Consider the following 22,188-nt stretch of genomic DNA (forward strand, 5'->3'; position numbering starts at 1 on the left):
GAGGAGCTGGGGGGAACGCCTCGGGTGTGGGACCACCGTACCGCGACACGGCAGCGGATGTGGTGCACCATCCGCCCAACGTGACGGGATACGGACTGGTCACGATCCACGACGGACTGGAGGCACGGTGCCAGCTGGCACCGTGCCTCCAGTCAGGAGGTGGTCGCGTCCTAGGACTCGATCTCGCCAGCCGGCTCGGCAGCGCCGGTGAGGACCTCCTCGCGACCCGGCTGACGCCCGGTCTCGAACTGGAACGCACCGTCGTGGAAGTCGACCTTCACGTGGTCGCCGGCGTTCAGCTCACCCTGCAGGATGTGCTCGGACAGCTGGTCCTCGACCTCGTGCTGCATCGCGCGACGCAGGGGGCGAGCACCGAGAGCCGGGTCGAACCCGACCTTGATGAGCTGCTCCTTGGCGGCGAGCGTGAGCTCCACCGTCATGTCGCGGTCGAGCAGGCGGTCCGCCAGACGCTTCACGAAGAGGTCCACGATCTGCAGCAGCTCGGACTGCGAGAGCTGCGGGAACACGATCGTGTCGTCGACGCGGTTGAGGAACTCCGGCTTGAAGTGCTTCTTGAGCTCCTCGTTCACCTTCGAGCGCATGCGGTCGTAGCCGACGCCCGAGTCGCCCTCGATCTGGAAGCCCACCGGACCACCAGCGATGCCCTGTGAACCGAGGTTCGTGGTCATGATGATGACGGTGTTCTTGAAGTCGACGACCCGGCCCTGACCATCGGTCAGACGACCCTCTTCGAGGACCTGCAGCAGCGAGTTGAAGATGTCCGGGTGGGCCTTCTCGATCTCGTCGAAGAGGACCACGGAGAACGGCTTGCGGCGGACCTTCTCGGTGAGCTGGCCGCCCTCCTCGAAGCCGACGAACCCGGGAGGGGCACCGAAGAGCCGCGAGACCGTGTGCTTCTCGCCGAACTCCGACATGTCGAGGGAGATCAGCGCGCCCTCGTCGTCGAAGAGGAACTCGGCGAGCGCCTTGGCGAGCTCGGTCTTCCCGACGCCCGTGGGGCCGGCGAAGATGAACGAGCCCGAGGGGCGGTTCGGGTCCTTCAGGCCCGCGCGGGTGCGGCGGATCGTCTTCGAGAGTGCCGAGATGGCCTCTTCCTGACCGATGACGCGCTCGTGCAGGGCCTTCTCCATGAAGACGAGGCGCGAGGTCTCCTCTTCCGTGAGCTTGAACACCGGGATGCCCGTGGCCTGCGCCAGCACCTCGGCGATGATGCCCTCGTCGACGGTGCCGGACGCGGCGACGTCACCCGCACGCCACTGCTTCTCGAGACGGAGACGCTCGCCGAGGAGCTTCTTCTCCTCGTCGCGGAGCGACGCGGCCTTCTCGAAGTCCTGCTCCTCGATCGCGGCTTCCTTCGACCCGCGGACCGTCGAGATCTTCTCGTCGAACTCGCGGAGCTCCGGCGGCGCCGACAGGATCGACAGGCGGAGGCGTGCGCCGGCCTCGTCGATCAGGTCGATGGCCTTGTCCGGCAGGAAGCGGTCCTGCACGTAGCGGTCCGCGAGGTTCGCCGCGGCGACGATCGCACCGTCGGTGATGGACACCTTGTGGAACGCCTCGTACTTGTCGCGGAGGCCCTTGAGGATGTTGATCGCGTGCGGCAGCGACGGCTCGTTGACCTGCACCGGCTGGAACCGGCGCTCGAGTGCGGCGTCCTTCTCGAAGTGCTTGCGGTACTCGTCGAGCGTGGTCGCACCGATGGTCTGCAGCTCACCGCGGGCGAGGAGCGGCTTGAGGATCGACGCGGCATCGATCGCGCCCTCGGCAGCACCCGCACCGACGAGCGTGTGGATCTCGTCGATGAAGACGATGATGTCGCCGCGGGTGCGGATCTCCTTCGTGACCTTCTTGAGGCGCTCCTCGAAGTCACCGCGGTAGCGGGACCCGGCGATGAGCGACCCGAGGTCGAGCGAGTAGAGCTGCTTGTCCTTCAGCGTCTCCGGGACGTCGCCCTTGACGATCGCCTGGGCGAGGCCCTCGACGACCGCGGTCTTGCCGACGCCGGGCTCACCGATCAGGACGGGGTTGTTCTTGGAGCGACGGGAGAGGATCTGCATGACCCGCTCCATCTCCTTCTCGCGCCCGATGACCGGGTCGAGCTTGGCGTCGCGGGCGGCCTGGGTGAGGTTCCGACCGAACTGGTCGAGGACCTGCGACCCCTGCTGCGCGTTCTGCTGGGTCTCGCCGCCGACGGCGACGGCTTCCTTGCCCTGGTAGCCGGACAGGAGCTGGATGACCTGCTGGCGGACGCGGTTGAGGTCCGCGCCGAGCTTGACGAGCACCTGGGCGGCGACGCCCTCGCCCTCGCGGATGAGGCCGAGGAGGATGTGCTCGGTGCCGATGTAGTTGTGGCCGAGCTGCAGCGCCTCGCGCAGGGACAGCTCGAGCACCTTCTTGGCGCGCGGCGTGAACGGGATGTGCCCGGTCGGCTGCTGCTGCCCCTGCCCGATGATGTCCTGGACCTGCTCGCGGACGGCATCGAGCGAGATGCCGAGCGACTCCAGCGCCTTGGCGGCGACGCCCTCGCCCTCGTGGATGAGGCCGAGGAGGATGTGCTCGGTGCCGATGTAGTTGTGGTTGAGCATCTTCGCTTCTTCTTGAGCGAGGACGACAACACGACGGGCTCGGTCGGTGAATCTCTCGAACATGTGCTCTCCCTTGCCGGACCGGTACTGGCCCGGTGACGTACATCGAGACTAACCAGCCGACCCCGAGTGGTCTGCCCCTGTTCGCCGTGGGCGTGACCCCTGGTGCGCCTGGCGCACAGCGCGGTCACGGCGCGACCACGGAGCGGACGGGAGGGACGGTGCACCCCGCCCCGCGCCTCCCGTCCGGCGGTCCGTCACGACGCGACCCGGAGGGTGCTGTCCGGCGGGAGTCGGTACCATCCGGGCATGGAGCAGCCCGTCGTCGGCCTCGTCGTCCACCCGACCAAGAACGTGCAGGAGTCCGTCGAGACCCTGCGCCGCTGGAACGCCTCCGGTCGCGGTGAGCTCATCGCCCGACGGGCGGATGCGCAGCGCCTCGGCGGCACGATCGACGTCGTCGACGAGGACGAGTTCACCGACCGGGTCGACATGGTCGTGGCACTCGGTGGCGACGGCACCATGCTCGGGGCGATGCGGCTCGTCGCCCGACGCCCGGTCCCCGTGCTCGGCGTCAACTACGGCAACGTGGGCTTCCTCGTCGAGATCGAGCCGCCGGAGCTCGAGGCGGCGCTCGAACGGCTCTCCGCCGGCGAGTACCAGCTCGAGCCGCACCACGCCCTCGAGGCGAAGCTGTCCTGGAGCGGTGCCCGCACGGAGTACCTCGCGTTCAACGACCTCACGGTGGTCCGACGCCCCGGGGCCGGTCAGGTCTCGGCGGACCTCAGCGTGGGCGGTCTCGGGTACGGCTACTACCGGGCCGACGCCATCGTGGCCTCCACCCCGGCCGGGTCGACCGCCTACAACTACGCAGCGGGCGGCCCGGTGCTCTCCCCCGCGCTCTCGGGATCGGTCGTCACCCCGGTCGCCCCGATGGCCGGGATCGACCGTTCGGTGGTCCTGGCGGCGCGGGAGCGGTACCGACTCGACATCGCCGAGGGCACGCGGAGTGCGGCACTCGAGGTCGACGGTCTCGTCGTCGGCGAGGTCGCGACGGGCGCCCAGATCGACGTCCGCCTCCGGAAGGACGCGTCGAGCGTGGTCCGGCTCGACGCAGCACGGCACGGCCGCACCGGGCGGGTGAAGCTCAGCCTGCTCGACCTGCCGGTGCGTCCCGACCAGCTCATCGAACTCATCCCGCAGGACCTGCGCCAGCGGCTCTCGCACGACCTCGAGCAGTAGACGCTGCGGGCGGCGCCGCTCGCAGCCGCCTCGGGCGGGGTCGTACCGGGCCCGGACGTGCGAGTGGCCCGCCCCGGCATCGCCGGGACGGGCCTTCCCATCACCCCACCGGACCGCCTTCCCACAGGCCGGTCCGGTTCCCCGAGCCGGAGCAGCTGCCCCGGCCGAAGTTCCTCGCTGACCTCAGTCGGTCAGGTACAGCTGCATGTCCTGCGAGACCGCCTTGGCGAACAGGCGCAGCTTGGCGCGCGACTCCACCCGGCTGACGGCCTGACGGGTCGTGTGCACGATCTTCGAGATCTCGTCGAGCGTCATCGGCTTGTCGTCGTCGAGGCCGTAGCGCATGCGGATCACGTTCGCCTCGTCGCTCGGCAGCTCGGCCACGATCGACCGGATGTCCCGGTGCAGCAGCGTGGTCTCGGTGAGCTCGTTGGGGCTCGCGGCGTCCTCGTCCTCGATGAAGTCACCGAGTTCGCTGTCGTCCGAGTCGCCGACGACGGTGTGGATCGACACCGGCTCGTGCGAACGGCCCTTGAGGTCGAGGAGCTCCTCGACGCTCATGCTCAGCTCCGCCGCGACCTCGTCGGGCATCGGCGCACGGCCGAGGTCGACGGTGAGGTCGCGCTCGGTGCGGCTGATCTTGTTGATGAGCTCCACGGTGTGGACCGGGATGCGGATCGTGCGGGCCTTGTCGGCGAGACCGCGCGAGATGGCCTGGCGGATCCACCACGTGGCGTAGGTCGAGAACTTGTAGCCCTGGGTGAAGTCGAACTTCTCGACTGCGCGGACGAGGCCGAGGTTGCCCTCCTGGATGACGTCCATGAAGGGCAGGCCGCGCTGCGAGTAGCGCTTGGCGATGCTCACGACGAGGCGCAGGTTCGACGTGATCATGCGCTCCTTGGCGCGCTCACCGTCGCGGACGAGCCAGCGCAGCTCGCGCTGGAGGTTCTTGTCGAGCCCGGACTCGGTGTGCAGCTTCTCCTCGGCGAACAGGCCGACCTCGATGCGTCGGGCGATCTGTGCCTCTTCCTCGGCGGTGAGGAGCGAGAGACGGCCGATGTGGCGGAGGTAGTCGCCGACCTGGTCGACGGAGGCGCCGCGGACGCCGGCGAGCTGCTCGTCGGCCTCGACCTCGGTGCCGAGGGTGGTCGACTCGACGGTCGCGTCTGCGGTCTTCGCGGCCGCGGCCTTCTTGGTCGTGCTGCGGCGGGTGGTGGTGCCGTTCGTGGTCGGTGCTGCCGTTGCGATCGTCATGTGACGCTCTCCCTGCGTTCGACGGTGATGGGCCTCAGGTGGGGGTGTTGATGAGTAAAGCGGTTGCGAGGTGTACCCCACAAATCGATGTGATCGATTCCCAGGCTTCTCCGTGCTTCACCCTCCGAACCGTCCCCCACGGGGTACAGCGTGGGGCCAGTCTGGCCCCACTCCAGGCCCGAGAACAAGGGTGTGACGCGATGTTTCCGGCGTTGCAGTGGTGTTTCTTCTGCGTTTCCGATGGTGTACCCCGGCCCACCGCGCCCGCTGGACACGAGAAAGGGGTACGGCGAGCCAGATCGGTGTGATCTGGCCGTCGTACCCCGAATACCGAACGGGTGGGGGTCACCAGGAGGGTTCGAGCCACCCGTCACGGCGCTTCGAGACCTCGAGGTCGGCGTCGCGGTCGAACTCGTCGTACTCGCTCTCGATGTCGCCGACGAGGCTGCGACCGGCGGGGGACTGCTGCATGGGCATGCCGACGATGCTCGCCCCGCGGAGCGACCTGCTCGCGACGGGCCGGTGAACGGTGGGTGACGAAGCCCGGGCGGTCAGACGTCGACGTCGTCCTCGTCCCCGTCGACCCACTGCTCGTCCCGTGCGGGGTCGCCGAGCACCGGGTGGCCGAAGGCGTCCTCGGGGTCGAGGTCGGCGGGGTCCGGCGGGACGGTGGTCATGCCGTCAGTGCAGCACCGGTGCGTGAACCGCCGGTGAACGCGGGGAGCGTGCACCCCGACCCGGACGGCGTCACCGTCCGCGGCGCTGCCGACTCGGTGGGCGACTACTCGGCGGACGCGGGCGACGGCGCGGGACGGCCGTGCTCCCGCTCGAAGCGGGCGCGCTCCTCGGCCTCGACCTTGGCGTAGGCGGCGCGCTCGGTGCGGTCCGCCCGCAGGATCGCGCGCATGACGAACCAGAAGATGAGGCCGACGATGACGGTCGGCGTCAGGGCGAAGATGATCCCGGTCACGACTCCATGCGGCACCGGGTCATCCTAACTCCCCCGACCGAAGGCTACTTGACCAGCGGGAAGAGGATCGTCTCGCGGATGCCGAGGCCGGTGATCGCCATGAGCAGCCGGTCGATGCCCATGCCCATGCCACCCGACGGCGGCATGGCGTGCTCGAGGGCCCGCAGGAACTCCTCGTCGACGCGCATCGCCTCGGGGTCACCGCCGGCAGCGAGCTTCGCCTGCTCGACGAACCGCTCCCGCTGCACGACCGGGTCGACGAGCTCCGAGTACGCCGTCGCGAGCTCGAACCCGCGGACGTAGAGGTCCCACTTCTCGACGATGCCTGGACGCGTGCGGTGCTGTCGGGTGAGCGGCGAGGTGTCGACCGGGAAGTTCATCACGAACGTCGGGCGGTCGAGCGAGTCGATGACGAAGTGCTCCCAGAGCTCCTCGACGTACTTGCCGTGCGTGGCGTGTGCGACCTCGACGCCCTCGGCATCGGCGAGTGCCTGCAGCTCGGACAGCGGCGTCTCCGGGGTGATCGCGCGCCCGGCCGCTTCGGACAGCGAGCCGTACATGTCGATGCGCGGCCACTCGCCGCCGAGGTCGTACGTCGTGCCGTCGGCCCAGGTGACCTCGAGCGAGCCGCCGGTCACCGCACGGGCGGCGTTCTGCACGAGCTCCTGGGTGAGGTCGGCCATCTGCTCGTAGTCGCCGTACGCCTGGTAGGCCTCGAGCATCGCGAACTCGGGCGAGTGCGTCGAGTCGGCCCCCTCGTTGCGGAAGTTCCGGTTGACCTCGAACACCCGGTCGATGCCGCCGACGACCGCACGCTTGAGGAAGAGCTCGGGCGCGATGCGGAGGAACAGCTCGGTGTCGAACGCGTTCGAGTGCGTGACGAACGGGCGAGCCGACGCCCCGCCGTGCTGGGTCTGCAGCATCGGGGTCTCGACCTCGAGGTACTCGTGCGACGCGAAGGTCTGCCGGAGCGAGGCCATCACGGCGGCACGGGCGCGGACGGTCTTCCGAGCGTCCTCGCGCACGATGAGGTCCAGGTACCGCTGGCGGACCCGGGTCTCCTCGTTGAGCTCGTTGTGGAGGTTCGGGAGGGGCAGGATGGCCTTCGCCGCGATCGCCCAGTCGTCGACCATGATCGACAGCTCGCCACGACGCGAGGAGATGACGCGGCCGTGCACGAAGACGTGGTCGCCGAGGTCGACGAACTCCTTCCAGCGCGCGAGCGACTCCTCGCCCACCTCGGCGAGGGACACCATCGCCTGGATGCGGGAGCCGTCACCCGACTGCAGGGACGCGAAGCAGAGCTTGCCGGTGTTGCGCGAGAACACGATGCGCCCGGCGACGCCGACGACGTCCTGGGTCTCCTCGCCGGTCTCCAGCGTCGCGTACTGCGCGCGGACCTCGGGGATCGTCGTCGTGATCGGGAGCGCTGCCGGGTAGGCCTCGACCCCCGCATCGAGGAGCTTCGACCGCTTGTCGAGCCGGACCTGTCGCTGCTCGCTGGTCTCCTCGGCGGACAGGTCGTCTGCTGCGGCGGCGGTTGCTTCGCTCATGAAGGGTGCGGCTCCGGTGGGGTCGTGGGGGATGCGGAAATGCTACCCGGCGCGGACGGTCGGCCGGGAACCGTGGACGTCAGGACCGACTGTCAGAGCCGAGCCTGGCCGTCGGCCGCGGCGAGCGCGTTGTCGACCGCGCTGCGGACCAGGGCGCCGAGGACCCGGCCGGGGTGCTCGACCCCGATGCCGTCGAGGGTCCCGGCGGACTGCTCGACGATCGCGGTCGAGAAGCTCGCTGCCGCCCGGACGGCGTCGGCGTACGCGGGCCGGTCCTGCTCGGCGACGACGAACGGCTCCGCACCCATCTCGACAACGAGCGCCTGCGCGATCGGGAGCACAGGAGCCGGGGCGGTGACGGCGCAGTACGCGTCACGGAGCCGGGTGAGGTCGACGCTCGTGCCGGTGAAGACCATCGCCGGGTGGATCGCGAGCGGGATCGCTCCTGCGGCGAGCGCCGGTCGGAGGACGTCGGTGCCGTGGTCGGGACTCGTGTGCACGACGAGCTGTCCTGGCTGCCAGATCCCGGCGTCCGCGAGGCCCTGGACGAGCTCGGCGAGCTGGTCGTCCGGTACGGCGAGCAGCACGAGTTCGCTCCGCTCGACGAGGTCCGGCGTCGCGAGGACGGGCACCCCGGGGAGCATGGCCTCGGCGCGGTCCCGCCCGGCGTCGGACACCGCGGTCACGCCGACGACCGCGTGCTCCGCGTTCGCGAGCGCGGCCCCGAGGACGGGTCCGACCCGTCCCGCGCCGACGATGCCGACGCCGAGCCGTCCCGCCCTCACCGCGCAGCTCCGGGGGTGGGGACGCCGTCCCAGCCGGGAGGCCCGTCATGCCCCCGCCAGGCGGGCTCGGGCGTCGACGTGGTCGGCGCGGCGCCGGGGGCGACCCCCTGCGCGTCGGTTCCGTCCGCGGCGGGCGCGAGCCGTGCCTCCCGTTCGCGCCACCGGTGGGAGGTGTCGACCGCAGCGGCCTCGACGGCACGGTGCGCGGTGTCCGACCACAGCCGCTGCGCGTCGTGCGCGTCGAGCGCGCCGAGGCGCGCGCTCACGGGGCCCTGCACGGTGTGCACGTGCACCGAGGCGAGCCGGAGGGCGCGTTCGAGCGGCCCCTGCTCGACCTTGACGCTCTGGACGCGCGGCAGCGGCACGATGATGAGGGACCGCCACACGGCACCGAGGCGGAGGAGGACCGCGCCCTGTACGAACCGGTACCCGTTGCGGCGGAAGGACAGCGGGCGGAGCCACGCGCCACGGCGGGGCGAGTGGACGAAGCCGCCGCGGTCGCCGGAGGTGGTGAGGCTGTCGTCGACGACGCTGACGGCCTCCGCCGACCCCTCGCGCAGTTCCTCCTGCGATGCCCGCGGGCCCGCGACGGCGGTGCCGACCAGGCCGGGGAGGATGATGTCGAGGACCTCGCGGACGTCCTCTGCGCGGCCGACGGGCAGCACGATCGAGGACGCCTGCTGGTTGGTGGACTGCCCGTTGCCGGCGTTCGTGGCGCGGTTGATGCGGATGTCCCACCAGCCGAAGGGACGCCAGAGCAGCGGCTGCGCGACGCTCACGGCGTGGATGCGCCCGGGAGGGAGGGTCTCGTTCGACGTCGACACGAGGCCGAAGCCGATGCGGATGCCGTCGCGCGTCTCGGCGATCGTGTACTGCAGCGACCGCGAGAACTTCCGCACGTAGTAGCCGCCGGCGCCGATCACGGCCGGGAAGAGACCGAAGAGGATGCCGTACTCCCCGGTGACGGCGATGCTCACGATCATCGCCACGATCGCCGCGAGCAGGAACACGGTGGTCCCGGAGAGCAGCATCGACGCGATGAGCCGACCGGGGTGGACCTTGACGACCCGGGTGGCCTGCACCGCGGCGGGGTCGAGCTCGGGCGAGAAGACCTCGTCCAGCCGGTCCTGCAGCACGCCGGAGGACGGTCGCCCCGGAACCTGCTGCTCGTCCTCCTTGGCGCCCGAGGCGAGCACGAGGATGCGGCGGCGGAGGTCCTCCGCGGGCTTCGACCCGAGGTAGGCGAGCTGCACGTTGGCGTCGTTGCCGGCCTGCGCGATCTCGAGCTTCGCGGTGCCGAAGAGCCGCGGGATGATCGGCCGCGAGATGTTGATGCCCTGGATGCGGTCGAGCCGGGCCTTCCGGTGGTTGCGGAAGAGCACGCCCGAGCGGACCTCGACGATCTCGCCCGTGACGCGGAACTCGTGCATCCGCCACGAGAGGTAGAACAGCCCGATCAGCACCACCAGGAGCACCGCGATGCCGAGCAGCACCCAGCCCACGGCCCCGTGCTCGTACACGTAGCGGACCGGGTCGCCGTCGTCGGACGGTCCACCGCCGGGGATGAAGAACTCGACGAGCTGGTCGCGCAGGCTGTTCAGCACGTAGCCGAGCACGACGATGAGGAAGATGCCGCCGCGCAGCAGGGGTGTCAGCGGGTGCAGCCGGTGCCACTCCCCGTCGGTCAGCGGGGCCGCTGCTGCGGCGTTGCCGACCTGGCTCGGCGGGGTCGGCGGCGGAGGTCCGGGGCGGAAGGTCACGACGACCCCCTCAGAGTCCGGCGCGGCGGGACTCGGCGAGCTCCACCAGGCGGTCGCGGAGGTCGTCGGCGTCCGCCGCCGGGATGCCGGGGATCCGGACGTTCGTCGCGGCCGCAGCGGTGACGAACTTCAGCTCGCTCATGCCGAGCGCCCGGTCGAGTGGGCCACGCGCGACGTCGACGAGCTGCATGCGGCCGTACGGCACGGCCGTGAAGCGCTGCCACATCAGACCGCGACGGAAGACGAGGTCGTCGTCCCGGAGCGCGTACCCGATCGAGCGGACCCGCCTCGGGGTGAGCACGGCCGTGACGAGCGCGACGATGCCGACGGCGATGCCGATCAGCGTCCACACGGTGCCGGCGGTCCGGTCGAACCCGCCGTTCACCACACCGAGGAGCACGCACCCCGCGGTCACGACGACACCGATCGCGACGGTGGTCACCAGTTCCGTCCACACGAGCTTCGGCGACACCCGGGTCCAGGTGGTGCCGGTCAGGCCGAGGCCCGGCTCGTCGAGTCGTTCTCTCGGCATCGCGGGCTCCGCTCCCTCAGTTGGTGGCCGCCGAGCCGCCGCGGTGGTCGTCCTGGTCGTCGTCGCCGGGCGGTGCGATGCACATCCGTTCGGCGACCAGGGCACACACCGTCAGGACGACGGCTCCGCCGAGCGCCACGGCGTTCGGCAGGGTCGAGCCTAGCGAAGGGGTGACGTTGCGGGTCAGGAGGTACAGCAACAGCCCGATGCCGAACCCGCCGAAGAGCGCGCCGCCGATGCTCGACGCCTTCGCGAGGACCACGACCCGCGTCGCGTACAGCGGGTCGACCGGGCGCTGCCGGAGGACGCCCTCCTTGGCGTGACGTCGGACGGGGCGGGCCATCAGGACGACCGCGACGCCGATGAACGCAAGGGTCAGGCCGAGCGGGACGGAGAGCAGGAGCGTCGGGGCGCCACGGGAGGCGAGGACGGCGTCGACGGCGAAGCCCGCGACGGCCGCGACGACCGCGACGCTGACGAGGACGGAGGCGCGGGTCGGTTTCATGCGTGCTCCCCCGTCCTGGAGGCGCGGGTCGGGTCGACCGCGCGGGTCGCGGTGGCCGGGGCGGTCGCGGATTCCGGCGCGGTCGCGGCGTCCTGCGCGGTCACGGATTCCGCCGCGGTCGCGTCGTCGAACAGGCGTGGCTCGTCGACGCGCTCGGTGTCGTCGCCGATGGTGTCGAGCAGGTCGGCCACCGGTCCGGCGCCCGGGAGCTCCGCCGCCGGGTCTGCGTCGACCCACGGCGCGAGCACGAACGCCCGCTCGGCCGCGCGCGGGTGCGGCACCGTGAGCGTGGCCGTGTCGATCACCAGGTCGTCGATCGCCACGACGTCGAGGTCGAGCGTGCGGTCGCCCCAGCGGACCTCGCGCGTGCGGCCGTGCTCGTCCTCGATGCCGTGCAGCGCGTCGAGGAGCGCCTGCGGCTCGAGGTCGGTGTCGACGACGACGACGGCGTTCCGGTAACGCGGCTTCGTCTCGTCGCGACCGGCGAGCGTCACGGCCATGGACTCGACCTCACGGCTGGAAGCCACCGGGGTCACGCCGGGGAGCGCCGCGATCGCCGAGGCCGCGGCGCGCAGGGTGCTGCCCCGGTCACCGAGGTTGGCGCCGAGCGCGATGACCGCGCGGCTCACTCTTCTTCCTCGGCGCGGGCGTCGTCGCCCTCGGGCAGGGCGCCACCGCGGGTCCGCCGGATCGTGATCGAGACGTCGGTGAACGGCACCGTGATGGGCGCCTGCGGCTTGTGGACCGTGACCTCGACCGCGAGCGCGGCACGGTGGGTCAGGACGGCGGCGGCGATGCGCTCGGCGAGCGTCTCGATGAGGTCCACCGGACCGCCCTCGATCTCCGCGACGACCTGCTCGGCGACGACGCCGTAGTGGACCGTGTCGGCGAGGTCGTCGGAGCCGGACGACACCCGGGCGTCGACCTCGACCGCGACGTCGACGACGAAGTCCTGCCCGTCGGCGCGCTCGTGGTCGAAGACGCCGTGGTTCCCCCGGGCACGGACCCCGGTCAGTCGGATGGTGTCCCTCACGATCGTGCTGCCCTCCAGGCGTCCCAGACGTCGAGTACCGCACGGGTCGGTGCGGGGTCGTGCACGCGCACCCCCCACGCGCCGCGTTCGGCGGCGAGCAGGCTGATGGCGGCGGTGGCGAGGTCGCGGTCCCTCGGCGGAGCGCCGGCAGCGCTGCCGACCCCGTCGAGGAACCGCTTGCGGGAGGCGGCGACGAGGACCGGCAGCCCGATCGAGGCGAAGCGTTCGTAGCCGGCCAGGATCTCCCAGTTCTGGACACCCTGCTTGGCGAACCCGAGGCCCGGATCGATGACCACCTGCTCCTCGCGCACGCCGAGGATGATGAGCTCGGCGACGCGGTGCTCGACCTCGCGACGGACCTCCTCGACGGCGTGCGCGTACTCGGCGTTCCGGTACATCCGATCGCTGTGCCCACGCCAGTGCATCACGACGAAACCGGCACCGGTGTCGCGGACCACCCGGGCCATGTCGTCGTCGGCGAGCCCGCCGGAGACGTCGTTCACGATCGCCGCGCCGGCCTCGACCGCGCGTTCGGCCGTCGACGCGTTCATCGTGTCGACGCTGACGGCGATGCCCTCGGACACCAGCTCGCGGACGACCGGGATGACGCGGTCCTGCTCGACGTCGACCGGGACGCGCTCGGCGCCGGGCCGGGTGGACTCCCCACCGACGTCGACGAGGTCGGCCCCGGCTGCGACGAGGTCACGGGCGTGCTGCACGGCGTCGTCGTACGCCTGGTGCAGTCCGCCGTCGCTGAACGAGTCCGGCGTGACGTTGAGGATCCCCATGACGCGCGTGCGGTCCTCGGCGGGCTGCTCGGGCGCGCGGTCACGCCGACGGCCGGTCACGATCTCCGGCACCGGCGCGGGTGCACGGAGGTCGATCGCGACCGTCGGCGGCTCCGCCGCGGCGGCGCGCGCCTCGTGTTCTGCGGCGCGCGCACGGTCCGCCTCGGCGAGGCGACGCGAGCGTCTCGTCGGCAGGTCGGTCATACCGGCCTACGCGGGGGCGATACCGGGGTTGCCGAACGGGCGACGACGGGGCTTCGACGACGACTCGGTGTCGCTCGGCTCGGCAGCGGTCGAGGCCGCCTTCCCCGGGAACTCGATCGCCGGGAGGTTCGAGACCGGCCGCTTGTCGCTCGACAGCCACTGCGGGCGCTCGGGCAGCTTGCGGACGTCCTTGAAGATCTCCACGAGCTCCGGCGCGTCGAGCGTCTCCTTCTCGAGGAGCTCGCCGGCCAGGCGGTCGAGGATGTCGCGGTTGGCGTTGAGGACCTCGTAGGCCTCGTCGTGCGCGGCCTCGAGCAGCGCACGGGTCTCGGCGTCGACCGTCTCGGCGATGTTCTCCGAGTAGTCGCGACCGCCGCTGCCACCCATGTCGCGTCCGACGAACGGCTCACTCGAACCCGACCCGAGCTTGACGGACCCGACCGCACGGCTCATGCCGTACTCGGTGACCATCTTGCGGGCCGTGGAGGTGGCCTTCTCGATGTCGTTCGACGCACCCGTGGTGGGGTCGTGGAAGACGATCTCCTCGGCCACGCGACCGCCCATGGCGTACGTGAGCTGATCGAGCAGCTCGTTCCGGGTGACGGAGTACTTGTCCTCGAGCGGGAGCACCATCGTGTAGCCGAGGGCACGGCCGCGCGGCAGGATCGTGATCTTCGTGACGGGGTCGGTGTGCCGCATCGCCGCGGCCGCGAGGGCGTGTCCGCCTTCGTGGTACGCCGTGATGAGCTTCTCCTGGTCGGACATGATGCGCGTCCGACGCTGCGGGCCGGCCATCACGCGGTCGACGGCCTCGTCCAGGGCACGGTTGTCGATGAGCTGCGCGTTCGAGCGGGCGGTCAGCAGCGCGGCCTCGTTGAGGACGTTCGCGAGGTCCGCACCGGTGAAGCCCGGCGTCTTGCGGGCGAGCAGCTCGAGGTCGACGCTCGCGGCGAGCGGCTTGCCCTTCGCGTGCACCTCGAGGATCTGCTTGCGGCCGCCGAGCGACGGGGCGTCGACGCCGATCTGCCGGTCGAAGCGGCCGGGGCGCAGGAGCGCGGGGTCGAGCACGTCGGGACGGTTGGTCGCGGCGATCAGGATGACGTTGGTCTTGCCGTCGAAGCCGTCCATCTCGACGAGGAGCTGGTTCAGCGTCTGCTCGCGCTCGTCGTTGCCGCCGCCGATGCCGGCGCCGCGGTGACGACCGACGGCATCGATCTCGTCGATGAAGACGATCGCCGGGGCGTTCTGCTTGGCCTGGTCGAAGAGGTCACGGACGCGGCTCGCACCGACACCGACGAACATCTCGACGAAGTCCGAACCGGAGATCGAGTAGAACGGCACGCCGGCCTCGCCCGCCACGGCACGCGCGAGCAGGGTCTTGCCGGTTCCGGGAGGGCCGTACAGCAGCACGCCCTTGGGGATCTTCGCGCCGACCGCCTGGAACTTCGCGGGCTCCTGCAGGAACTCCTTGATCTCGTGGAGCTCCTCGATCGCCTCGTCCGAACCGGCGACGTCCGCGAAGGAGACCTGCGGGTTCTCCTTGTTGTTCATCTTCGCGCGGGACTTGCCGAACTGCATGACCTTCGAGCCGCCGCCCTGGGCGCTCGAGAGCAGGAACCAGAAGAGCGCGCCGATGATCAGGAACGGCAGGACGATGCCGAGGAGCGAGAGGAACCAGTTCCCCTGCTGCACGCGGTCGGTGTAGCCGTCCGGCAGGTTGGCGTCGTCGACGGCCTTGATGACGTCAGCACCACGCGGCGTCGCGTAGTAGAACTGCTCGGTCGCGCCGTCCTTGAGCTTGAGGTCGACACGCTGCTCGGTGGAGTTCACGACGACGGACGAGACCTTGTCGTCGGCGAGCTGCTGCAGGCCCTTCTGGGTGTCGATCTGCTGGGTGCCGGCCTGACTGATGACCGCCCACCCGATCCAGATCCCCACGAGCGCGATCAGGATGTAGATGTACGGCCCGCGGAGGATTCGCTTGAAGTCCATGTGATCCGGGCAGGTCGCCCGACACCTTTCTCTGCCGAAGTTGCGTGCAGGTCAGCATACGGCCGCGATTCTGTGGCGAGAATGGGTGTCCTCTGCGGGCGAACTCCACGCCCCGCCCGGGTCAGCCGGACGCGCTCAGGAGTAGACGTGCGGCGCCAGGACGCCGATGCCACGCAGGTTGCGGTAGCGCTCGTCGAAGTCGAGGCCGTACCCGACCACGAACGCGTCCGGGATCTCGAAGCCGGCGTACTTCACGTCGACCTCGACCTTGGCGGCCTCGGGCTTGCGGAGCAGCGCGACGATCTCGACGCTCGCGGCCCCGCGGGACTCGAGGTTCTGCTTGAGCCAGGACAGCGTCAGGCCGGAGTCGATGATGTCCTCGACGATGATGACGTCGCGGCCGTGCAGGTCGGTGTCGAGGTCCTTGAGGATCCGCACCACGCCGGACGACTTCGTGCCGGAGCCGTACGACGACACCGCCATCCAGTCCATGCGTGCCTGCATCTTGAGGTGGCGGGAGAAGTCGGCCATCACCATGACGGCACCCTTCAGCACGCCGACGAGCAGGGGGTCCTTCCCCGCGTAGTCACGGTCGACCACCGCGGCGAGTTCGGCGAGCTTCTCGTCGATCTGCTCGGGGGTGAAGAGCACTTCGGACAGGTCTGCCTGGACGTCGGAGAGTTCCACCGGTCCAGGGTAACCGTCAGGACGAGGCGCTGAACGCCAGACGGTCGCCGTCCCGCGACGCCCGGACGCCCGGGAGGTCGATCGGGCCCTGTCCGTGCCAGTCGGTGACGAGTCGGCAGACCTCGAGCGTCTGCACCCGCGAGAGCGTCACACCGAACTCGCCCTCGACGGCGAGCCGCACGAGGCGCTGCCGCAGCGCGGGCGGGTTCGCGGCGAGCCCGCGCACCGACAGGGAGATCCCCGCCTCCGAGTGCTCCGCGAGGTCCTCCGCCATCTCCTCGGCGAAGTGGTCGAGCGCGGCGGAGTCCTCCCGCAGCTGGTCGGCGGTGCGGGCGAGTGCCTCCGGGACGCCGGCCCCGAGCTCGCGTTCGAGCGCCGGCATGAGCGCGTTCCGCACCCGGACGCGCCCGTACGCCGGGTCGTCGTTCTGCGGGTCGTCCCACGGCGCGAGCCCGGCGGCCACGCACGCGGCCCGCGTCGTGTGCCGGCGGACGCCGAGGAATGGACGGCCGTAGGCCGGTCCCGACGTGCGGACGGCGAGCGGCGGCATGCCGGAGAGGGCGTCCGGTCCGCTCCCGCGGAGCAGACCGAGCAGCACGGTCTCGGCCTGGTCGTCGAGCGTGTGGCCGAACAGCACCAGTGGTGACCCGAGGTCGGCGGCGACCTCCGCGATCGAGGCGTGCCGTGCCTCCCGGGCGGCCCCTTCGGGCCCACCTGCGGAACCGACGGCCACCCGACGGACCGTCACCGGGTCGAGACCCAGCTCCGCACCCTGCCTGGAGGCACGGCTCGCCACGTCCGCGGAGCCCGCCTGGAGCGCGTGGTCGACGATGACCGCGCCGGCGCGGAGCACCTGCCTCGGCGCCTCGAACGCGGTCGCGGCGGCGAGCGCGAGCGAGTCTGCTCCCCCGCTCAGCGCGACGAGGACCAGGTCGCCGTCCGCGACGATGCCCTCCGCGCTGGCCGTCTCGAGCAGGGTGCGCACCGCACGGCGGGTCTCGGCGGTGGCGGGGTCCAACCGGGGACGCGGAGTGTTCACCCGGTAACGTTAGCCGCGCTTTCCCCCCGCACATCAGACTCAGGAGCGCAACATGGCCGCGTACGACGTCGTCGTCGAGATCCCCAAGGGCAGCCGCAACAAGTACGAGGTCGACCACGAGACCGGTCGCGTGTACCTCGACCGCGTGCTGTTCACCTCGTTCGTGTACCCGACCGACTACGGGTTCTTCGAGAACACGCTCGCGGACGACGGCGACCCCGTCGACGCGCTCCTCCTGCTCGAGTACCCGGTCTTCCCGGGCGTCGGGGTCAAGGTCCGCCCGGTCGGCGTCTTCAAGATGAGCGACGAGGCCGGCAACGACGCGAAGGTCCTCGTGGTCCCCGCGAAGGACCCGCGCTGGCAGCACATCCAGGACATCTCGGACGTCGACGAGCAGACGAAGGCCGAGATCGCGCACTTCTTCGAGCGCTACAAGGACCTCGAGCCGAACAAGTGGGTCAAGGCCGAGGGCTGGGGCGACGCCGCCGAGGCCGAGGCGATCGTGCAGGCCGGCCAGGAGGCCTACGTGCCCGCCGGTCACTGACCGTCTTCCACGCGAAGGGCCCCACACTCCTGGCGAGTGCGGGGCCCTTCGTCCGTCCGTCTGTCGGTCTGTCTGTCCGTCTAGAGCGACCCGGTGGGGCGGGCGACGTACGGCAGGAGCTGGTTCGGGAGCCACACGGCGCGCTCGACCACGCCGACGCCGGGCTTGGCAGCCTCGATCATCTGGCCGTTGCCGGTGTAGATCGAATCATGGTAACCCCCGCTGGCGGTTCCGTTGTTCGAGTAGAAGAGGATGTCGCCCGGCTGCCGCTGCGAGAGCGGGACGAGCCGACCGATCGACGCGAAGTAGTTGTACTGCCAGACGACGTTGTGCCCGCCGGTCGCGACGCCCTGGGAGCCGTACGCCCCCATGACGAGACCGGAGCAGTCCCAGGAGTTCGGGCCGGCGTCGCCCCAGCCGTACGGGTCGCCGAGCTGCGCGCGGGCGAACGCGATCGCGCCGGCCGCCTTCGAGGGGCTGCTGGGCGCCGGGGTCGGGGTCGGCTTGGGGGTCGGCTTCGCCGGGGTGGGCTTGCTCGGCTGCGGCTTGGACGGAGCGGGCTGCGCCGGACTCGGGTTGCTCGGGGCGGGGTTCGCCGGGGACGGGTTGCTCGGTGCCGGGTTGGTCGAGGAGCCGCCGCCGCTGGGCTTCGTCGACGTGGAACCGCCGCCGGAGCCGGGGTTCGTCGTCGTCGAGCCACCACCGGTGCCCGGGTTCGTCGGGGTCGATTCCCCGGTCGCCGGGCTCGTCGTCGAAGCACCGGGGCCACCAGTGGCCCCTGCGTGCGCGGCCAGTTCGACCTCGGCTCGCTTGGCCTGCTGCGTGTTCCAGTAGGCGGTCTCCGTGGCGACGCTCGTGCCCTTGAGGTAGGCGAGCTGCTTCAGGACGACTTCCTGCTGGTCCTGCTCGTGCTGCAGCCGCCCCTGTGCGTCCGACGAAGCGTCCTTCGCGTCGGCGAGCGCGGATTTCGTCGCGTCGGTCGCCTTGGCGAGCGCCGTCGTCGCCTGCCGCTGCTGGGCGGCGAGGGAATCGACGGTGTTCTGGTCGGCCTGCGCCCGCGCCAGCACGGTCGCCGAGCGCTCGGACAGGTGCGACATGGTGCCGACCCGGTAGAGCAGGTCCTTCGCGTCCCGCGTGTCGACGAGCATCGAGGTCGACAGGTCCCCGCCGCCGGTCCGGGCGAGCTCGACGACGAGCCCGGCCACCTGCGCCGCCGAGTCACGGGCCGTGGCCTTCGCGCGCTTCGCCTGGTCGGCCAGGTCGTCGAGGTCCGACTGGGCCTCCTGCTGCTCCGACGCCGCGAGCGAGAAGGTCTGCGCCGCCTGCTGCTCGGCGATCGACGCACGGTCGGACTCGTCCTGCAGGTCCTCGAGGCGCGATCCGAGCTCGTCGACGGTCTGCTGCGCCGCCGCCGCGTCGGACTTCGCAGCCCGCACGTCGTCCCAGCTCGGGGCCGACGGGGTCGCCTGCGCCGGGGCGGCGAGGGCGACCGACAGGCCGATGCCGAGGACGGCGACGACCGCGGTGCAGGTCAGGGACCGGGCGGGCTGCTTCATGGGTCGGGTCAACGCCTCCTGGCGACGCTCGTGGTCATACCGAGATCCCCCGCGCTGCCATGAAGGGGACCGGGTCGGTGGCGGCACCGTTGACCCGGGTCTCGAAGTGGAGGTGGCACCCGGTCGACCAGCCGGTCGACCCGATCTTCGCGATCTGCTGTCCGGCACTGACGTGCTGGCCGTAGGCGACCAGGATCCCGCCGTCGACGATGTGGCCGTACGCCGTGGAGATGCCGCCGCCGTTGTCCAGGACGACCTCGTTGCCGTACCCGCCGCCGTTGCCCGCGAAGGTCACGGTGCCGTCGTGCGCGGCGTAGATCGGGGAGTAGCAGGCGGGCGCGAGGTCGACGCCGGCGTGGAGTGCTGTGGCGTGCGTGTACGGGTCGACGCGCATGCCGAACCCACTGGTCTGGTAGCCGCCGGCGGGGCGGACCCAGCCGGACGAGTTCGGCGCCCCACCGCCCGAGCCGCCCTGGCTCGTCGCGGCCGCGCGGGCGGCGGCACGGGCGGCCGCGGCGGCGATGCGCGCCTGCCGCTTCTTCTCCTCCTCGACCCCCTTGCGGTACTTCGCCTCGACGCCGTGCTGCTTCGTGGTGAGGAGGGTGAGCTGCGCCTCCAGGCGGTCCTGGTTGTCGTTCTGCGCGTCGACGGCGGTCTGGGCGGCGTCCGCAGCGCCCTGTGCCTGCTGCATCTTCGCCTCGGCAGCGTCCGCGAGGGAGCCGAGGGCACGCTTCGCGACGTCCGCCTTGTCGGCCAGACCCTGGGCCGTGCCGCGGTCCTGCGAGGCCTGCGCGTAGATGCCGTCCGCCTGCTCGCTGAGCTTCGACATCGCCCCGAGTTCGTAGAGCAGGTCGCCGGACTTGCCCGGGTGCGTCAGGAGGTCGGTCGAGACGTCGCTCGAGCTCGCACGACCGAGCTGTGCCGCGAGCTGGCCGGCCTGGGCCTCCGACGCGGCGGCGGTCTTCTTCGCCTCGTCCGCCTGCCCCTGGAGCTTCTGCTGCTTGAGCGTCGCCTGGTCGTACTCCGTCTGCGCGGTCTGGTAGGCCGTGCCTGCTGCCTCCGCGGCCTTCTGCTTCGCGGCGGCCTCGTCCTTCAGGGTCTCGATCAACGACTTGATCTCGGAGACCTTGTCCTGCTGGGCCTGTGTGGAAGCCTTGGCCTTCTCCACGTCGTCCCAGCTCGGGTAGCTCGCGGCACTGGCCGGCCCGCTCGGCGTGAGCGCGGCGAGGGTTCCGGCGGTGAGCGCGACGGCGACCGCTGCGGCGACGAGGCGGCTGCGGGAGCGGAGGGAGAACGGTGAGGTCGACATGTGTCTCGATTTCGTAACAGCGCGGCAAGGCTCACGCACGTAACACTGTTAACAGACGCAACAGTAACAACAGGTGTCGCAGCCGGTCACCCCTCGTGCGAGGGGCAGCACGGTGCGACGACGATGCTCGCACGCGGGCACCGACGGCACGGATCGGAGCCTGGTGCTCCACGGTGAGTGAATGCCCGCGGACCGGTCGGGCCCACGCGACACGCCGGGGATGCCACGCCGAGGCCGCTCGATTTGTGAAACCCGGGGGGCATCCGTATGCTTGTCCATCGGTAGCGCACTGCACCGCTTGCGGCCCTATCGTTTAGTGGCCTAGGACACCGCCCTTTCACGGCGGCAGCACGGGTTCGAATCCCGTTGGGGTCACTCTTCGTGAGTGAGCAGGCAAGCAGAGCAACACCGAGCAAGACAGCAGTTCGAGCAAGACAGTAATTCAACATGGCCCTGTAGCGCAGTTGGTTAGCGTGCCGCCCTGTCACGGCGGAGGTCGCGGGTTCAAGTCCCGTCAGGGTCGCCACGGCTGGATAGCTCAGTTGGTAGAGCGTTCGACTGAAAATCGAAAGGTCCACGGATCGATGCCGTGTCCAGCCACGGTGAAAGGCCCCCTACTCCGGTAGGGGGCCTTTTCGCGTTCCGTGGTCGCGTTGCGCGTCCGGGCGCGGATCGAACCACGTCCCCGACATCGAACCGGGCAGCACACCTGGTTCGATGTCGGGAACAGGGTTCGACGCGCTACGCCTCGCGGGTCTTCGGGCTGCTGTCGTTGGTCTTCGCCGGGTCCCGCTCGACCACACCGCCGAGCGCCTCGTCGATGCGAGACATCAGCTCCGCCGGGATCGTGACCCCGGCAGCGCCGGCGTTGTCGTGCACCTGCTCCGGCCGCGACGCCCCGATGATCGCCGACGCAACGTTCTCGTTCTGCAGCACCCACGCGACCGCGAGCTGGGCCATCGACAGGTCCAGTTCGTCGGCGATCGGCTTGAGCTCCTGCACGGCCGTGAGCACCTCGTCGTTCATGAAGCGCTGGATCATCTTCGCGCCACCCTTGTCGTCGGTCGCACGCGAGCCCTCCGGCAGCGGCTGACCCGGCTGGTACTTCCCCGTCAGGACACCCTGGGCGATCGGCGACCAGACGATCTGCGAGATGCCCAGCTCCTTCGACGTCGGCACGACCTCGCCCTCGATGACCCGCCAGAGCGCGGAGTACTGCGGCTGGTTCGAGATGAGCTGCACGCCGAGGTCGTCGGCGAGCTCGTGCCCGGCCCGGAGCTGCTCGGCCGTCCACTCGCTCACGCCGATGTACAGCGCCTTGCCCTGACGCACGACGTCCGCGAAGGCGAGCATGGTCTCCTCGAGCGGCGTCTCGTGGTCGAACCGGTGCGCCTGGTAGAGGTCGACGTAGTCCGTCTGCAGGCGCTCGAGCGACCCGTCGATCGACTCGAGGATGTGCTTCCGGCTCAGGCCCGTGTCGTTGTGGCCCTTCGGTCCGGTGGGCCCGAACACCTTCGTGGCGATCTCGAGCGACTGCCGCCGCTCCCCCTTGAGCGCTTCGCCGAGGACGGTCTCAGCGCCGGTGTTCGCGTAGACGTCGGCCGTGTCGAACGTCGAGATGCCGACGTCGAGCGCTGCCCGGACGCAGGCGATGGCCGCGTCGTTCTCGACCTGGGAGGCGTGCGTCAGCCAGTTGCCGTAGGTGATCTCGGAGACCTTGAGGCCCGAGTTCCCGAGGTAGCGGTACTCCATGTGCGTGTCACTCCTGTCGTGGGCCGCGTCGGTGCGGCCCGAACCGTGACGGTAGTCCGACGGCCCCGCACGGCGAC

21 protein-coding genes and 3 tRNA genes are annotated in these 22,188 nt (G+C 70.7%); 5 read left to right on the forward strand and 19 right to left on the reverse strand.

Annotation, left to right across the window (positions count from 1 at the left end; translation table 11 throughout):
• Positions 1-170: 170 nt before the first annotated feature.
• Positions 171-2,669: an ATP-dependent Clp protease ATP-binding subunit gene (locus ACIPYW_RS04805; protein ID WP_290133218.1), complete on the reverse strand. Its 2,499-nt coding sequence runs from the start codon at positions 2,667-2,669 to the stop codon at positions 171-173.
• A 246-nt stretch (positions 2,670-2,915) separates the two neighbouring features.
• On the opposite strand from ACIPYW_RS04805, the gene ACIPYW_RS04810 reads away from it, so the two are divergent.
• The gene (locus ACIPYW_RS04810; RefSeq protein WP_400411247.1) at positions 2,916-3,848 is read left to right on the forward strand and encodes an NAD(+)/NADH kinase; all 933 of its coding nucleotides are present in this window, start codon (positions 2,916-2,918) and stop codon (positions 3,846-3,848) included.
• A gap of 183 nt (positions 3,849-4,031) precedes the next feature.
• On the opposite strand, the gene ACIPYW_RS04815 is transcribed toward ACIPYW_RS04810, so the two are convergent.
• The 15 genes from ACIPYW_RS04815 to tilS all read right to left on the reverse strand — a co-directional run bounded on the left by ACIPYW_RS04815 (position 4,032) and on the right by tilS (position 16,950).
• Positions 4,032-5,102 (reverse strand): sigma-70 family RNA polymerase sigma factor, encoded by a 1,071-nt coding sequence (locus ACIPYW_RS04815; protein ID WP_290133220.1) that lies wholly within the window; start codon positions 5,100-5,102, stop codon positions 4,032-4,034.
• Positions 5,103-5,447: 345 nt separating this feature from the next.
• Positions 5,448-5,579, reverse strand: coding sequence for a hypothetical protein (locus tag ACIPYW_RS04820; RefSeq protein ID WP_400411250.1), 132 nt, complete (start codon positions 5,577-5,579; stop codon positions 5,448-5,450).
• A gap of 74 nt (positions 5,580-5,653) precedes the next feature.
• On the reverse strand, positions 5,654-5,779 hold the full coding sequence (locus ACIPYW_RS04825) for a hypothetical protein (protein ID WP_290133221.1): 126 nt from the start codon (positions 5,777-5,779) through the stop codon (positions 5,654-5,656).
• A 104-nt stretch (positions 5,780-5,883) separates the two neighbouring features.
• Complete coding sequence (locus tag ACIPYW_RS04830; RefSeq protein ID WP_290133222.1) at positions 5,884-6,087, reverse strand: hypothetical protein; 204 nt, start codon at positions 6,085-6,087, stop codon at positions 5,884-5,886.
• A gap of 29 nt (positions 6,088-6,116) precedes the next feature.
• Entirely contained in the window at positions 6,117-7,625 is a 1,509-nt protein-coding gene (lysS, locus tag ACIPYW_RS04835; RefSeq protein ID WP_400411253.1) for a lysine--tRNA ligase, read from the reverse strand.
• 92 nt (positions 7,626-7,717) lie between these two features.
• Entirely contained in the window at positions 7,718-8,410 is a 693-nt protein-coding gene (locus ACIPYW_RS04840; RefSeq protein ID WP_400411256.1) for a Rossmann-like and DUF2520 domain-containing protein, read from the reverse strand.
• Positions 8,407-10,170 carry a PH domain-containing protein gene (locus ACIPYW_RS04845; RefSeq protein WP_400411258.1) on the reverse strand — a complete coding sequence of 588 codons (1,764 nt, stop codon included), beginning with the start codon at positions 10,168-10,170 and terminating at the stop codon, positions 8,407-8,409. The genes ACIPYW_RS04840 and ACIPYW_RS04845 overlap by 4 nt, the downstream gene beginning before the upstream one ends.
• 10 nt (positions 10,171-10,180) lie before the next feature.
• Positions 10,181-10,702 (reverse strand): PH domain-containing protein, encoded by a 522-nt coding sequence (locus tag ACIPYW_RS04850; protein ID WP_400411260.1) that lies wholly within the window; start codon positions 10,700-10,702, stop codon positions 10,181-10,183.
• A gap of 16 nt (positions 10,703-10,718) precedes the next feature.
• Complete coding sequence (locus ACIPYW_RS04855; RefSeq protein WP_290133226.1) at positions 10,719-11,207, reverse strand: DUF3180 domain-containing protein; 489 nt, start codon at positions 11,205-11,207, stop codon at positions 10,719-10,721.
• On the reverse strand, positions 11,204-11,836 hold the full coding sequence (gene folK / locus ACIPYW_RS04860) for a 2-amino-4-hydroxy-6-hydroxymethyldihydropteridine diphosphokinase (protein WP_400411263.1): 633 nt from the start codon (positions 11,834-11,836) through the stop codon (positions 11,204-11,206). Before folK ends, ACIPYW_RS04855 begins: the two co-directional genes overlap by 4 nt.
• Positions 11,833-12,240 carry a dihydroneopterin aldolase gene (folB, locus tag ACIPYW_RS04865; RefSeq protein ID WP_400411265.1) on the reverse strand — a complete coding sequence of 136 codons (408 nt, stop codon included), beginning with the start codon at positions 12,238-12,240 and terminating at the stop codon, positions 11,833-11,835. Before folB ends, folK begins: the two co-directional genes overlap by 4 nt.
• The gene (gene folP, locus ACIPYW_RS04870) at positions 12,237-13,232 is read right to left on the reverse strand and encodes a dihydropteroate synthase (protein ID WP_400411267.1); all 996 of its coding nucleotides are present in this window, start codon (positions 13,230-13,232) and stop codon (positions 12,237-12,239) included. Before folP ends, folB begins: the two co-directional genes overlap by 4 nt.
• A 6-nt stretch (positions 13,233-13,238) precedes the next feature.
• The gene (ftsH, locus tag ACIPYW_RS04875) at positions 13,239-15,224 is read right to left on the reverse strand and encodes an ATP-dependent zinc metalloprotease FtsH (RefSeq protein WP_290133230.1); all 1,986 of its coding nucleotides are present in this window, start codon (positions 15,222-15,224) and stop codon (positions 13,239-13,241) included.
• Positions 15,225-15,359: 135 nt separating this feature from the next.
• Positions 15,360-15,911: a hypoxanthine phosphoribosyltransferase gene (gene hpt / locus ACIPYW_RS04880; protein ID WP_031272831.1), complete on the reverse strand. Its 552-nt coding sequence runs from the start codon at positions 15,909-15,911 to the stop codon at positions 15,360-15,362.
• Between the two features lie 16 nt (positions 15,912-15,927).
• Positions 15,928-16,950 (reverse strand): tRNA lysidine(34) synthetase TilS, encoded by a 1,023-nt coding sequence (gene tilS, locus ACIPYW_RS04885; protein ID WP_400411270.1) that lies wholly within the window; start codon positions 16,948-16,950, stop codon positions 15,928-15,930.
• A 52-nt stretch (positions 16,951-17,002) separates the two neighbouring features.
• Between tilS and ACIPYW_RS04890 the strand changes: the two genes are divergently transcribed.
• Positions 17,003-17,494, forward strand: coding sequence for an inorganic diphosphatase (locus ACIPYW_RS04890; RefSeq protein ID WP_290133232.1), 492 nt, complete (start codon positions 17,003-17,005; stop codon positions 17,492-17,494).
• Between the two features lie 80 nt (positions 17,495-17,574).
• On the opposite strand, the gene ACIPYW_RS04895 is transcribed toward ACIPYW_RS04890, so the two are convergent.
• Both ACIPYW_RS04895 and ACIPYW_RS04900 read right to left on the reverse strand, forming a co-directional pair.
• A complete protein-coding gene (locus tag ACIPYW_RS04895; protein ID WP_400411273.1) occupies positions 17,575-19,050 on the reverse strand; it encodes an NlpC/P60 family protein in 1,476 nt (491 codons plus the stop codon).
• A gap of 34 nt (positions 19,051-19,084) precedes the next feature.
• Positions 19,085-20,359: a M23 family metallopeptidase gene (locus ACIPYW_RS04900; protein WP_400411276.1), complete on the reverse strand. Its 1,275-nt coding sequence runs from the start codon at positions 20,357-20,359 to the stop codon at positions 19,085-19,087.
• A gap of 302 nt (positions 20,360-20,661) precedes the next feature.
• Between ACIPYW_RS04900 and ACIPYW_RS04905 the strand changes: the two genes are divergently transcribed.
• The 3 genes from ACIPYW_RS04905 to ACIPYW_RS04915 all read left to right on the forward strand — a co-directional run bounded on the left by ACIPYW_RS04905 (position 20,662) and on the right by ACIPYW_RS04915 (position 20,959).
• Positions 20,662-20,734: transfer RNA gene (locus ACIPYW_RS04905), tRNA-Glu, on the forward strand.
• 74 nt (positions 20,735-20,808) lie between these two features.
• A tRNA-Asp gene (locus ACIPYW_RS04910) sits at positions 20,809-20,885 on the forward strand.
• 1 nt (position 20,886) lies between these two features.
• Positions 20,887-20,959: transfer RNA gene (locus ACIPYW_RS04915), tRNA-Phe, on the forward strand.
• Between the two features lie 141 nt (positions 20,960-21,100).
• On the opposite strand, the gene ACIPYW_RS04920 is transcribed toward ACIPYW_RS04915, so the two are convergent.
• On the reverse strand, positions 21,101-22,111 hold the full coding sequence (locus ACIPYW_RS04920; protein WP_400411279.1) for an aldo/keto reductase family protein: 1,011 nt from the start codon (positions 22,109-22,111) through the stop codon (positions 21,101-21,103).
• Positions 22,112-22,188 lie beyond the last annotated feature (77 nt).

This window comes from Curtobacterium sp. NPDC089689, assembly GCF_044749145.1.
Taxonomy (GTDB): Bacteria; Actinomycetota; Actinomycetes; order Actinomycetales; family Microbacteriaceae; genus Curtobacterium.

Excerpts from the sequence above, each read along its gene's own strand:
- ACIPYW_RS04805 (WP_290133218.1), bottom strand. The coding sequence starts at position 2,669 with ATGTTCGAGAGATTCACCGACCGAGCCCGTCGTGTTGTCGTCCTCGCT.
- ACIPYW_RS04810 (WP_400411247.1), top strand. The coding sequence starts at position 2,916 with ATGGAGCAGCCCGTCGTCGGCCTCGTCGTCCACCCGACCAAGAACGTG.
- ACIPYW_RS04815 (WP_290133220.1), bottom strand. The coding sequence starts at position 5,102 with ATGACGATCGCAACGGCAGCACCGACCACGAACGGCACCACCACCCGC.
- ACIPYW_RS04820 (WP_400411250.1), bottom strand. The coding sequence starts at position 5,579 with ATGCCCATGCAGCAGTCCCCCGCCGGTCGCAGCCTCGTCGGCGACATC.
- ACIPYW_RS04825 (WP_290133221.1), bottom strand. The coding sequence starts at position 5,779 with ATGACCACCGTCCCGCCGGACCCCGCCGACCTCGACCCCGAGGACGCC.
- lysS (WP_400411253.1), bottom strand. The coding sequence starts at position 7,625 with ATGAGCGAAGCAACCGCCGCCGCAGCAGACGACCTGTCCGCCGAGGAG.
- ACIPYW_RS04850 (WP_400411260.1), bottom strand. The coding sequence starts at position 10,702 with ATGCCGAGAGAACGACTCGACGAGCCGGGCCTCGGCCTGACCGGCACC.
- ACIPYW_RS04855 (WP_290133226.1), bottom strand. The coding sequence starts at position 11,207 with ATGAAACCGACCCGCGCCTCCGTCCTCGTCAGCGTCGCGGTCGTCGCG.
- folP (WP_400411267.1), bottom strand. The coding sequence starts at position 13,232 with ATGACCGACCTGCCGACGAGACGCTCGCGTCGCCTCGCCGAGGCGGAC.
- ftsH (WP_290133230.1), bottom strand. The coding sequence starts at position 15,224 with ATGGACTTCAAGCGAATCCTCCGCGGGCCGTACATCTACATCCTGATC.
- ACIPYW_RS04890 (WP_290133232.1), top strand. The coding sequence starts at position 17,003 with ATGGCCGCGTACGACGTCGTCGTCGAGATCCCCAAGGGCAGCCGCAAC.
- ACIPYW_RS04895 (WP_400411273.1), bottom strand. The coding sequence starts at position 19,050 with ATGAAGCAGCCCGCCCGGTCCCTGACCTGCACCGCGGTCGTCGCCGTC.
- ACIPYW_RS04900 (WP_400411276.1), bottom strand. The coding sequence starts at position 20,359 with ATGTCGACCTCACCGTTCTCCCTCCGCTCCCGCAGCCGCCTCGTCGCC.
- ACIPYW_RS04920 (WP_400411279.1), bottom strand. The coding sequence starts at position 22,111 with ATGGAGTACCGCTACCTCGGGAACTCGGGCCTCAAGGTCTCCGAGATC.